Source organism: Niallia yueguangensis, assembly GCF_052663115.1.
The window spans coordinates 134,481-147,460 of sequence record NZ_JBQTCX010000008.1 but is presented as its reverse complement, the minus strand read 5'-3'; the positions used below and the strand labels follow the sequence as shown (position 1 = coordinate 147,460).

Annotated in this window: 12 protein-coding genes; 8 read left to right on the top strand and 4 right to left on the bottom strand. The window is 36.5% G+C overall.

Annotated features, from left to right (window positions below; translation table 11 throughout):
- The first annotated feature begins 358 nt into the window (after positions 1-358).
- The 5 genes from ACTYA4_RS09745 (at position 359) to ACTYA4_RS09725 (ending at position 5,779) form a co-directional block, all read left to right on the top strand.
- Entirely contained in the window at positions 359-1,600 is a 1,242-nt protein-coding gene (locus ACTYA4_RS09745; RefSeq protein WP_443481903.1) for an MFS transporter, read from the top strand.
- A gap of 15 nt (positions 1,601-1,615) precedes the next feature.
- Entirely contained in the window at positions 1,616-3,088 is a 1,473-nt protein-coding gene (locus tag ACTYA4_RS09740; protein ID WP_443481902.1) for a glycoside hydrolase family 32 protein, read from the top strand.
- Positions 3,089-3,621: 533 nt separating this feature from the next.
- Complete coding sequence (locus tag ACTYA4_RS09735) at positions 3,622-5,079, top strand: glycosyltransferase family 2 protein (RefSeq protein ID WP_443482009.1); 1,458 nt, start codon at positions 3,622-3,624, stop codon at positions 5,077-5,079.
- A 438-nt stretch (positions 5,080-5,517) separates the two neighbouring features.
- On the top strand, positions 5,518-5,616 hold the full coding sequence (locus tag ACTYA4_RS09730) for a substrate-binding domain-containing protein (RefSeq protein WP_443481901.1): 99 nt from the start codon (positions 5,518-5,520) through the stop codon (positions 5,614-5,616).
- Positions 5,617-5,638: 22 nt separating this feature from the next.
- Positions 5,639-5,779 (top strand): substrate-binding domain-containing protein, encoded by a 141-nt coding sequence (locus ACTYA4_RS09725; protein ID WP_443481900.1) that lies wholly within the window; start codon positions 5,639-5,641, stop codon positions 5,777-5,779.
- 895 nt (positions 5,780-6,674) lie between these two features.
- Here the strand turns inward: ACTYA4_RS09725 and ACTYA4_RS09720 are convergent.
- Both ACTYA4_RS09720 and ACTYA4_RS09715 read right to left on the bottom strand, forming a co-directional pair.
- Positions 6,675-7,286 carry a LysE family translocator gene (locus ACTYA4_RS09720; RefSeq protein WP_443481898.1) on the bottom strand — a complete coding sequence of 204 codons (612 nt, stop codon included), beginning with the start codon at positions 7,284-7,286 and terminating at the stop codon, positions 6,675-6,677.
- Between the two features lie 4 nt (positions 7,287-7,290).
- Positions 7,291-7,761, bottom strand: a complete 471-nt coding sequence (locus tag ACTYA4_RS09715) for an Lrp/AsnC family transcriptional regulator (protein WP_443481897.1) — start codon at positions 7,759-7,761, stop codon at positions 7,291-7,293.
- A 633-nt stretch (positions 7,762-8,394) separates the two neighbouring features.
- On the opposite strand from ACTYA4_RS09715, the gene ACTYA4_RS09710 reads away from it, so the two are divergent.
- Positions 8,395-9,243 (top strand): NAD(P)-dependent oxidoreductase, encoded by an 849-nt coding sequence (locus tag ACTYA4_RS09710; RefSeq protein WP_445505617.1) that lies wholly within the window; start codon positions 8,395-8,397, stop codon positions 9,241-9,243.
- 360 nt (positions 9,244-9,603) lie between these two features.
- Entirely contained in the window at positions 9,604-9,882 is a 279-nt protein-coding gene (locus ACTYA4_RS09705) for a hypothetical protein (protein ID WP_443481895.1), read from the top strand.
- Positions 9,883-10,067: 185 nt separating this feature from the next.
- Here ACTYA4_RS09705 and ACTYA4_RS09700 read toward each other — a convergent pair whose 3' ends face one another.
- Together ACTYA4_RS09700 and ACTYA4_RS09695 are read right to left on the bottom strand one after the other, a co-directional pair.
- Positions 10,068-11,645 carry a DUF2207 family protein gene (locus ACTYA4_RS09700; RefSeq protein WP_445505623.1) on the bottom strand — a complete coding sequence of 526 codons (1,578 nt, stop codon included), beginning with the start codon at positions 11,643-11,645 and terminating at the stop codon, positions 10,068-10,070.
- 3 nt (positions 11,646-11,648) lie between these two features.
- Positions 11,649-11,789, bottom strand: a complete 141-nt coding sequence (locus ACTYA4_RS09695; RefSeq protein ID WP_443481894.1) for a hypothetical protein — start codon at positions 11,787-11,789, stop codon at positions 11,649-11,651.
- A gap of 201 nt (positions 11,790-11,990) precedes the next feature.
- Between ACTYA4_RS09695 and ACTYA4_RS09690 the strand changes: the two genes are divergently transcribed.
- Positions 11,991-12,980 (top strand): NADPH:quinone oxidoreductase family protein, encoded by a 990-nt coding sequence (locus tag ACTYA4_RS09690; protein WP_443481893.1) that lies wholly within the window; start codon positions 11,991-11,993, stop codon positions 12,978-12,980.

Sequence of the window (12,980 nt, the reverse complement as noted above, 5' to 3'; positions counted from 1 at the left end):
GATTTTTAGATGAGCAGTAAAATGCAATTCTTGATAATGGAGTTGCATTTTTTTATGAAAGGCTCTGTTAAACTTGCCTGTTTCCGCTTCAGGCATTCGCTTTCCGTGGGCGGTCTGGAAGCCTCCTCGGCGCTCGCCCCGCGGGAAAGCGTGTGGTAAGCCACGGAAAACCGAACGAAAACCTCTGTATGATACAAGCGATTGTATTTTTTCTGGGGAAAAAGAACTGATTTTAAAAATGTGCAACCGGTTGACATAAAAAGGATTGACTTATGAAACCGGTTGACATAAAATAATGTTGAAAGTGCTTTCATTTTAGGTTGGAAGGTTTTTAATCTAAAAAAAAGGAGCAATAAATATGAAAAGTTCAAAAGGTCTCTACTGGAAACTTAGTGCGTATTTCTTCTTTTTCTTTTTTACCTGGTCATCGAGCTATTCCTTATTCTCCATTTGGTTGGGGCAGGAAATAAACTTAAATGGAGCAGAAACTGGCATTATCTTTTCTGTAAACGCTATCTTTGCCTTGTGCATGCAACCGCTTTACGGGTATATTTCGGATAAAATCGGTTTAAAAAAACATATATTATCTAGCATAAGCATTTTACTAGTATTCGTTGGTCCATTTTATATTTATGTATATGGACCATTATTGCAATATAATGTAACACTTGGCGCCATCGTTGGAGGGCTGTATCTTGGAATGTCCTTTTTGGCTGGTATTGGTGCCATCGAATCTTATATAGAAAAAATTAGTCGCAAGTACGATTTTGAATATGGAAAATCAAGAATGTGGGGATCATTAGGATGGGCGGCAGCAACATTTTTTGCTGGTCAGTTATTTAATATCAATCCAGACATTAACTTTTGGGTGGCTTCCCTATCGGCTATTATTTTAGTAGCTATTATTCTATCAGTTAAGGTGGAAATGACAGAACAGGAAATTTTGAAAGCGGATTCTGTAGGGTTGAAGGATGTAGGAAATCTTTTCCTTTTAAAAGATTTTTGGTTTTTAATGTTATATGTAATTGGGGTGACCTGTGTTTATAGTGTCTATGATCAGCAGTTCCCTATCTACTATTCTTCTTTATTTCCATCAGAAGCACTAGGAAACCAAGTGTTTGGATATTTAAATTCTTTTCAAGTATTTTTGGAAGCTGGCATGATGTTCCTTGCTCCATATGTTGTGAATAAAGTAGGGGCAAAAAACAGCTTAATTCTTGCAGGTATGCTGATGGCATTCCGTATTATTGGCTCAGGAATTGTAATTGGCCCAATCGGCATTTCAACCATGAAATTAATTCATGCCTTGGAGCTGCCTATTATGTTGATTGCCATTTTTAAATATTTAGCTGCAAATTTTGATACGCGCCTGTCATCTGTGCTTTATCTCGTAGGCTTCCAGTTTGCTTCTCAGGTAGGAGCTTCCATTCTTTCGCCAATTGCTGGGGGGCTTTACGATAGTATTGGTTTCCGTCATACTTATTTAGTAATGGGGATACTAGTGTTTATTTTTACAACTATATCCATGTTTACGTTATTAAATGAAAGAAAAAATACAAAGAATGCTCTTCGTAAAGAAGCAGTCATAAAAACCATTTAGAAGGAGAATAGCCATATGCTGAAGACGAATAGATTAAAGAAAGCGGAAGAATCTTTAAAAGAAACGATGAAGAAAATGAACAATCAATACAGATTAGGCTATCATATTATGGCGCCTGCAAATTGGATTAATGATCCTAATGGATTAGTGCAGTTTAATGGAGAATATCATGTGTTTTATCAGCATCATCCATATGATGAAAATTGGGGCCCAATGCATTGGGGACATGTTAAGTCAAAGGATCTTGTTCATTGGGAGCATTTGCCGATTGCTTTAGCTCCAGGAGATACATGCGATAAAGATGGCTGCTTTTCAGGAAGTGCAGTGGATAACGATGGGGAATTGACGCTTATTTATACGGGGCATCATTATGTAGATAAGGAAAAGGATGTTTTTTTTCAAAATCAAAATATTGCTGTGAGCAAAGACGGTGTGACTTTTGAAAAGGTTGGAGAAAATCCTGTGATAGCTGAACCGCCTGAAGACAGCTCTCATCATTTCCGTGATCCAAAAGTATGGAAGCATAATGGCGAATGGTATATGATTCTTGGAAATGCTACAAAAGAAGAGGTTGGAAGGGTCATTTTATATAAATCTCCTGATCTGCGAAAATGGGAATATATCGGGGTGCTTGCCCAAAGTGACGGCACCCTTGGGTATATGTGGGAATGTCCGGATTTCTTTGAATTAGATGGTAAGTATGTTTTGCTTTTCTCTCCGCAAGGGATGGAAGCAGAAGAAAATCGCTATCAAAACCTTTTCCAGACTGGTTCTTTAATTGGAGATTATAACTATGAAACGAATGAGTTTGTATACGGTGAATTTACTGAACTAGATCATGGGCATGACTTCTATGCGGTTCAAACATTATTAGACGATAAAGGGCGCCGCATTGCGATTGGTTGGATGGATATGTGGGAATCGGATATGCCTACGAAAAAAGATGGTTGGGCTGGTGCTCTTACACTTCCGAGGGTTTTAACGTTAAGCAAAGAAGGAATCCTTTTGATGAATCCTGTAGAAGAGCTAGTTCAATTGCGTGAGACCGCATATCCTGTATTACAAAACAAATCAGTAGTAGACAGCTGTTTTTATGAAGCAAAAGAAGTATTATTGGAAGTGAAGGCTGTCTTTGATTTAAAGAGCACAGAAGCGGAGGCTATTGAAGTAAATCTTATTGGGAGCGGTAGTGAAGTTTTAACCATTCAATATCATAAAACGACACAAAAGCTTACACTGGATTGTTCTAATTATGGAAAAGAAAAAGATGGCGTAAGAAGCACAAAATTAGCATCCTCAGAAGAGCTTTCCTTACGAATATTTATAGATCGATCATCCATTGAGATATTTGTTAACGATGGAGAAGCGACGATGACAAGCCGAATCTATCCGAAAGAAGAAAGAACGGGAATAGAAATAGTCTCGGAAAATGGAGTGGTTAATGTAAAAGAGTTAGCTGCTTGGAAATTAAAAGATACCTGGAAATAATGCTATCATATTGGAAAAGAGGTATGTCCTTCATTAATAAAATTCTTTATATAGAAGTATCATTTTGATCTATATATTAGAGTTTGAATGGAAGGATAGCCTTCTTTTTTATGTGTAGAATATGTAATATTGTTCTTTATAATGAATAATATTAACGATAGGGACAGAAGTTTTTAAAAATAATGGCTCTGTTAAACGATCATGTTGTTTATAGGAAGGGAATCTGCGAGACTCCTGCGGAAAGGGAGTGGATTCCTGACCTTTTGAAAATCAACAATGGAATTTAACAGAGTCTAATAATAACTAATTTTTGTATATTAAGAACGACTGAAGATAATTATTCGCCTGATTCCAAGCGATGGTTTTTTTAGGAAAAATCGTTCTTTTTAAAGAACGATAAAGTGTAAAAAATAGCTATGGATAAACAGTCGCCAAAAATTAAGAGGAAGATGGTGGATTACTTGTCAGTTATCGTAGAACAAGATAAAGGGAGTATTTCGTTTTTTAGTATACCTGGTGTAAAAAAATCGTATATGAAACCGAGAATTATCGCACTGATTCCTGCCCATAATGAAGAGAAATCTATTCGAGATTGTTTAGCTGGCCTCCATGATCAATTGCTCCCTAAAGAAGTAGAATTGGATGTATATGTTGTTGCAGACAATTGTACGGATCGAACAGAAGAAAAAGCAATTGCTGCTGGTGAAGAGTTTAACTTAAATTTAAAGGTAATTGTAACAGAAAATAATAAGCTTCGAAAAGTTGGAGCATTAAATGCTGGATGGAAGCTGCTTTATGGAGATGTACTCGATTTATATAATAAGCAGTTAACCGAACATCAGGAGTTATATAAACAAAGTATTAAAGCCATTTTAGGGATGGATGCAGACAGCAGGCTTGCCCCAAATTGTTTGAAAAATTTATGGGAAGGCTTAATGAGTGCCCGTAATATTGGCGGAGTAATGGCAAAATATACAATGCGTATGCCAAAAAAGAAAAGCCTTCTGTCTAAAAATGATGTGTATTATGAAGAAAAAATAGCGAGTGGCGAATATGGCGGTCCTATTACAAGGTGGTGGACGCATCAGCAAAAACAAGATATGGCCAGCTGGCTCCTTGATCTTCAATATCATGGAGGAAGCACCTATGTACTTGGCGGTCAGGCGACTCTTTTTAGACCAGAGGCATTGCAGGAGGTAGTGAATCATAATAAATTAGATGGCCCATGGCAGAACGATAGTGATGTAGAAGATATGCTTTTAACATGGCAGCTCCAAAAATCCGGTTGGAAAACGTTAATTAGTCCTGAAGGGCGATGCTTTGTAGATGCGATGAGATCGTATCATACCTTCCGAGAGCAGCGTAATAAATGGAGTTCAGAAACTGTAGATTTGCTCACCAATAAAGATTTAAGTGTACAAACAAGGCATAAAGGGAAAATATGGCGAAACCAAATGAAGCTGTTTTCTGATTTAGTAATACGTGTTATGTTTCTAACCCTTTTGTCTGTAGCCCTTGCAACTGATCAGTATTATTGGTCATGGATTTGGTTAATACCAGTTGGTCTTGCATCGGTATTAAACATGATGCTAGCCATTAAAACACCGATGCACAGAACCGTTGATGTTATTTTTGCCTTTTTGCTTATCAGTCCCGAATTGTATTTATGGGTGAACTTAATGACATTCAGCCAAGTTTGGCTAGGCAAACTTTCAGCAAATAAAAAAGACGGCTGGGCCAACCAATATGCAGCAGAATCAGGGAAAACAAGAAGTAAATTAACACAAGGGATCTTTTTTGCTATTATCCTCAGCTTAGGGGCAGTTTATGCTTGTGTTGAGTATAGAGATTTTTTGACTAGTCCTGCAGTGCAAGAAGCAATTAAACCTTATTTGATGGGCGGTTGGATCACGTTGACCTACTTAACGATTATTAAATCGTTAATGATGGTTTATCAAATTTGGACATTGCGCGGGAGACATGCTGCGTAGAAGAGATTTTTTTACATTAAATATTCTTAATTGCTTTTGACATGAAACCATTCCCATAAAATAAACTCAAGAAGAACACTAGTTGGCGTAACATAAATGAGGCTGAATAAAAAAATGGCGTTACAACTAGTGTTTTAGTTCTTGGATATAGTGGTTTCAAATTAAATATTATTCATAATTAAAAACTCCTTGCTTATGTAGTGAGGAGTTTTTAGTTTGGGATCCCGCTAGCAAATTCGATTTACTAATGGGACTTCTCTAAAATAAAATTTTGATCTAAAAAGAACAAAATATGTTTGAAGAAATCATTTTTTCACCATCAAAAGGAATACGGATTAAAATGGAGGGATAATTGGTACTTTACTGAACAGTATACAATTGAGGATGGAATTAGAGTAGCAAAAACACTTCTAGAACAGTCGAAATCGTCCCACAGCTATGGTTGTAGGAAGTGATTATGTAGCCGCCGGAATCATCTACGAAGCTAAGAATCAAGGAATACGGATACCTGAAGATTTGGCAGTTATAGGACTTTGATAATCAGCCAATATCGAAAGTAGTGGAGCTTACAACGATACATCAACCCATTAAAGAGTTGGGTGAGACAGCAGCAAATTTATTATATAATTTAATTAATAATAAAGATGTTCCAACCATTAATAAATTGGAATTAGAGTTTATTAAAAGGAAGTCAACATAAAAAAGGCCACATTCGAAATGTGGTCTTTTTATACTTAAGCTAGAACCAGTTCTGGTACAGGAGCTTTAAAATGTGTTCTTTTTTTAGTTTCATCTATAAAACTGAATGGCTTTATAGATAGATTTTCAAGTGTATGTAAGTAATTACAAGCTTGTAATGGAACAAATGAGGTCATATTCCATACATCCTTTTCATTAAAACCGATAGCGCGAATATTATGCATTAGTCGATCAATTGTGTAAGAACCCGCGGCTACATATCCTTTCCCTTGAATTATTACCTTCAATTTTTTGTAATGACTGTCTACACATAGAATCTGTGTCAATACGATCTGTCAAGGCAATAATGCTTCTAGATCCAACGAGCTCCTTTCGAATGTTTCTTTGATTTAGGTTTGGTTTTGTAGTAATTCAGTTTAACCAAATTAACCCTACGAAATTATGAGTAAGGGGCTAGTTTCGTTTATGATCACTATAATTAAGGTGTGTTAAAGTTAATTACTAATTTTGATACTTTGTTAATTGGAGCGGAAGGCGTGAGACTCCTGAGGGAAAAGCGAGTCAAAGCGACGAGAGGGCTCCCGGACCGCACGCGGAAAGCGAATGCCTCTTGCTGCAATCAACAGGCAAGTTTAACAGAGACACCCATGCTAATAAAATTCGCACCATAGGAGATGAAAATAAGTAGTGTTCATTCAGCGTGGAGATATAAGGAGTTAGAGCTAAGAATGATATTGGTTTGGAGAAGCGTTCACTCGACTCCTGCGGGATTAGCGAGAAAGGCGAGACCCCGCAGAAGCAAAGTGACGAGGAGGCTCGGCGCTCGCCCCGCGGAAAGCGAGCGATAAGCTTCGGAAAACCCCTTTTAACAGAGCTTATTTTCAGGGTAGCCTTAATTAAAAAACTTTCACAATTCCAAGCAAACCAAATAGGATGATCAAGCTCCCAGACAGTTTGTTAACCAATCCTAAATGAGGCATCATTTTTTCTCGAGACAAGTTAACAGCAAAGCTTAATAGGATCCACCAGCATGCAGAACCGATAAAGACTCCTACAACTAATAAGATAGCAAGAGAAATAGTTCCCTGTGATGACGTTGCACCAAATCCTGAGAAAATAGCAATAAACGAAAGAATCGTCATGGGATTCGTTAAAGTGAGGAGGAATACGGAAAAATACGCATTTAGGATAGTTTTTCTTTCCACTGTTGAATGGAGAGAAGCAGCTTTCGTCCTAGCTGTTTTAGCTCCAAGATATAAAAGGAAGCATCCTCCAACCAGTTGAAACCAAAATTGATAGCCTACTAAAAAATGCGTAATAATCGTCAAACCAAACGCTGCGATCAAGCCATACATGCCGTCAGCTGTTGCTGCCCCAAGTCCGGAAATAAATCCATATAAACGCCCCTGTGTCAATGTTCTTTGAATGCAAAGTGCACCAATTGGACCTACAGGTGCTGCGATTGATACTCCTAAAATTATTCCTTTCAGCAAATAAACAATAGCCATCTTCTCACTCCATTTGAAATGTATGTTTTTGTAAAGGGAGTTTAGTCGTTTCCTTTAATGTGTCCATCACAATCGTTGTTTTTGTTCGGAAAACACCTTCCACACTTTTAAGGTCATGACTTATTACTCGATCTAAATCTTTTGTATTTCTACATCGCACCTTTAATAAATAATCATCTTCACCGGCAATATGATGACATTCCTGCACTTCTGCCAACTGTTGAACAACGGATAAAAAAGCATCTCGAAATTTCGGGTGTTCCAGTGAAACGGCTACAAATGCCGTACACTCACATCCAACTGCCTCTGCATCCACTACTGCTTGATACTGTTTAATTACTCTTTGTTCTACTAAACGATTGACACGTTCTGCTGCAGCTGGAGCTGACAAACCAACTTCGGAAGCTAAGTCCGCCCATTTTATTCTTCCATTCTCTATCAACAGGTTGATGATTTTTAAATCGTATGCATCCATTGGTAATCACCTTTTTTTATTAAGTTATTTTAATAATATCCTAATTTTACTAGGTTATCTAATGTTTTTTATTAAAAAAAGATAAAGGGCATGGTTGTGGGGGAATATGCAAAATTAAGAGATTTGACCTGTCAAGTTTATAGCTTGTTTCATAAGATATACTACAAAGTTTCTAAATGAATATTCATCATGATTTATGAAACTTTAGAAAAATAAGGACGGTAAAGACAGGTGGAGCACAAAGACCATAAAAAGAAGGATGAAAAAAAGAATATAAAAAAGTATTAGAATTGACAAGTACAATAAAAATTATTTTCAAGAAAAAGAAAGAAGTAAAAAAGGATCACGATTGAAAAACTAACTCAGAGGATATTCTGTACAAGTTTGAAACTACAACTGCAGCATAAACTGCTTCAGCATCAAATTAAATCTATCAAGACTAAGAACACCTTATTCCATAATAGGGTGTTTCTTTGTGGTTGCTAATTAATATTTCTTCCCCAAACTTGTGACGAAATAGTTAAAAATAGATAGAATATTCAAAAATATAAAGATAAGATTCTATTATACGCAGAAACAAATATGCTATTCTTATAGTTGGGTAATGATATAGGAAGGGAAGGGTATATTACGATGAAAATAGGCTGGATAGGACTTGGAAATATGGGAATACCGATTGCTTCTAATCTAATAAAAGCTGGATTCAACGTGAAAATTTATAATCGTACTGCAGCTAAAGGGGAAGAGCTTGTGAAGCAAGGAGCGGTGCAAGCAGAAAATCTTCAGGAATTAGTGGAAACAAGTGATGTTATTTTTACCATGGTTTCGGATGATGCGGCAGTGAAAAGTTTGTACTTTGATCAAAATCTTTTTGGATTGGCGGACGCGGGCAAAATTTTTATTGATATGAGCACTGTGTCTCCAAAAACATCAAAGGAACTGTATAATGTCGCAAAAAAATCAGCTGTTTCGTTTTTAGATGCACCTGTTTCAGGAAGTGTGCAGCCAGCAAAGGACGGTACGTTAATCGTATTAGTTGGTGGAGAGGAAGCAACTTACCAACAAGTGAAGCCATTGTTTGAGCCGATGAGTAAAATGTCCCTTTACTTAGGGGATTCTGGTTCTGGCAGCAACGCTAAACTAGCGATTAACTTATTATTAGGCATTACCGTACAAGGCATCGCAGAATCTGTGTTATTTGCACAAAATCAAGGCATTAATACAGAAGATATGCTGACCATTATCTCCGAAAGTGCAGTCGGAACGGCTATTTCTAAAATGAAAACACCAAGCATTTTACATAATGACTTTCCTGCTGCTTTTGCCTTAAAGCATATGGCTAAAGATTTACGACTTGCTAGTGAAACAGATGAATTATTGCCAATTGGTACGTCAGCAAATGAAACATATCAACAGGCGCTCGCAAATAATTTAGGTGATGAAGATGTGATGGCGGTTATTGAACAATTGCGGAAAAAGTGAACTAGTGTGTAAAAGTTTGACTGGTTTACTTTAGTGGTGCAAACAAGAGATATTGTTTAATAGAGAGGTTCTCAAAGACAAAACAACAGTAAAAAACGAAATTTTGTCCTAATAGAGAGGTTCTCAAAGACAAAAAAACAGTAGAAATCGATATTTTGTCTAAAAGAGAGGTTCTCAAAGACAAAACGGCAGTAAAAAACGAAATTTTGTCTAAAAGAGAGGTTCTCAAAGACAAAACGGCAGTAAAAAACGAAATTTTGTCTAAAAGAGAGGTTCTCAAAGACAAAACAACAGTAAAAATCGAAATTTTGTCCTAATAGAGAGGTTCTCAAAGACAAAAAAACAGTAGAAATCGATATTTTGTCTAAAAGAGAGGTTCTCAAAGACAAAACGGCAGTAAAAAACGAAATTTTGTCTAATAGAGAGGTTCTCAAAGACAAAACGGCAGTAAAAAACGAAATATTGTCTAAAAGAGAGGTTCTCAAAGACAAAACAACAGTAAAAAACGAAATATTGTCTAAAAGAGAGGTTCTCAAAGACAAAACAACAGTAAAAAACGAAATATTGTCTAAAAGAGAGGTTCTCAAAGACAAAAAAACAGTAGAAATCGATATTTTGTCTAATAGAATCCCGGAGTAGGACAAATCCTCATGCGAATTTTCCTGTGAATAGTATAATTTCAAAACTTGCGATTAAAGGTACTTTACTTTCTGTTTTCACCAAACAAGTAAACCCAAAACCTCACTGGTTCCGACATCATAAACCATAACGAAAAAGGCCATCCGTTCTACACGGATGGTCAATATACAAGGTAGGTCATTATTTTAAAATGCTCCTGAACCACCGCCGCCTCCACCGCCACCGCCTGTGAAGGAACTAGAGCTGCCATAGCTTCCATGCATTGTTTTTTCCACCGACTTGTTTGCATCATAAAAATTGGTGGAAGCAAGGGTGCCAAAATAATAGAATGTCAGAATATCAAATGCCTGATATTCTGATGTTTGATGCGATAGATTCATGTTTGGAAAGGGGATAGATTTCGCTAAAGCTTCATTTTTTCGAGTAATATTTTTATTGTTTATACCAAGCCCGTAAATATATATTCGCATGCGTTCATCGTCTGAAAGCTTTTCCCACTCATTTTTTGTGATAGTAGGAAAATTATTTAGCAATGATTTCCATTGATGCAGAATTTCAAAGCCTTCATAAGTTTTTGGTCGATAAAGCAGGGCGAATAAAAGAGAAGCTACGATTAACACGGTGCTTGCAAATAATAAACCGAACAACTGATACGCTGGGAAAAAATATAAACATGGCAGTAATAGAACGGTTTGGATAGCAAAATACCAATTTACGCGTGCATTTTTTTCATATAAAGCATATTCTTTTAATTCCTCTTTCACTGCTTGATTCCATTTTACTTGGAAATCATGATATTTTTGATGATTTTTCTTTTTATTTATATAGATCTTTAAATCGTCAAAGCGAAATTCGCCTCTATTTCCAACTGTATAAAATAAAAAATCAATTAATAATCTTTCGTGTTTTTTCCTATCATTCTGCTGTTGTAATACTCGGAAGGAGTCTTCATTTCTCTTTTCAATGATGCCCTTTCTTAATAAGTCTAATAATGCTGCACCCATTGCTTCTGCTGGCAATTGACGTTGGTTTGTATAAAAAATAGTGGCAGGAAGACTCATTATTTGTTTTGGAACGGTAAAATAAGCAGGGATATTCCGTAATACTGCATTCTTTTTATTTCGTCCTTTGAAAAAAAGAATATACATCGATCCAAAAAGTATAACAGATAAACTAAGAAGGGCTATCGTTCCAACAGAAGTTACCTTCTCCTGTTTTTCTGCATAATTTGCTGCTTCTGTTATCATCTTATTTTTTTCCGAAAGAATCTTTTCCTTCATCGGCTGGTTCTGAATATTTTGTGCTGCTGAAAACAAACTTTTATCATATGCTACACGAATATCTCCATTTACTTCAGCAGGAACTTCCCCTAGTTGAAATAACACAGATCCATTAGGTATTACTTTTTCAGTGCCAAACGATTCATCATATCCAAACGCAATAACATCCTTCGTAGGTGCAGGAGGATGGATGGTGATAGAAAGATTGTTGTATGTCGATTCATTTCTGTTATCAAAAAATGGCCAGTAAAACTGGGCGACATCTGGATAAACATCTACTCCGTTTTTAATCGTATAAAAAAGATTTACCACAATGGATTCATCCGAACCTTTACGATAAATGCGATATAAATTATCTTCTTTCTCTACTTTTAACGGTTTTCCGTTTTCTTTTGCCTCAAAATTTGTAATAGAAGTCCCTTTTTTGGGGAAAATTTCTCTCGTTATGCCATTAAATTCTCCATCGAAAGAATAGGTTTGTATTTCTTACACTTGTACATTTCCGTCTTTTTGTAAATTTGCTTCAATTTTAAGAGAGCTAATAGAATATTCCACGGCCATAGCGGTCTTTGGGAAAAGGAAATAAATCATAAGTAGTGTAATCGGTACGAAGATGAATTTTTTCATTTGTTAACACCTCCTGTACATTTTATACGAAAAGATGCAGGAAAAAGTTTCAAATATATCCAAATTGCTGCCATCCATTTATATACAGCATGATTTGATAAAACCCTTATTCAATCACTGTTATTACTGTATTTGTAGTGTAATTCATTTGTTTTGACTAGCTCTTAGCATGTTGCTACTATGAAACCGAGGTGAACAAAAATGGAGACGACTTTTCAAGCTGTAGTTGTAGATAAAAAAGAAGATGATTTTTCTGTAAAGGTAAAAGATATAAGCTTAAATGATTTATCGAATGGAGAGGTTGTCATCAAAGTCTATCATTCTGGCATCAACTATAAGGATGGACTTGCTGCTACTCCAAATGGAAAAATAGTAAGGTCTTATCCCCATATTCCTGGCATTGATTTGGCAGGAGTTGTTGTTTCTTCTGAAGATGAACGATATAAAGAAGGAGATAAAGTGATTGCAACAAGTTATGATATCGGCGTTTCTCATTCTGGGGGCTATAGTGAATATGCCCGGGTTCCGGCTGATTGGATTGTGCCGCTTCCAGATGGACTTTCTTTAAAAGAAGCGATGACTATTGGTACAGCAGGTTTTACAGCTGCTCTTTCAGTTCAACGATTAGAGGATAATGGATTAACTCCTGATAATGGAAAAGTTCTTGTAACAGGTGCTACTGGGGGGGTTGGCAGTTTTGGAGTAGCTATGCTATCGAATCTAGGGTTTAATGTAGTAGCAAGCTCAGGGAAAAATGAAGAAGAGTATTTAACAAAGCTTGGGGCAAAGGAAGTTATCTCCAGAGAAGATGTGTATAACGGAACGATAAAAGCACTTGATAAGCAGCTTTGGGCAGGCGCCATTGATCCTGTTGGCGGTGAATCTTTAGCTGCTATTATCAGTAAAATAAAATACAAAGGATCTGTTGCTGTTAGTGGATTAACTGGTGGCGGAGAGGTTCCTACAAGTGTATTTCCGTTTATTCTTCGTGGAGTTAACTTACTTGGTATTGACTCCGTGTATTGTCCAACGGGAGAACGCATTAACATATGGGATCGATTGGCGACAGATTTAAAACCTAAAAATTTATCCGACTTTGTCTACCAAGAAGTAACACTAAGTGAATTGCCAGAAACACTGCCGGCTATTTTAGCAGGCAAAGTAAAAGGGAGAACGATTGTGAATATATAA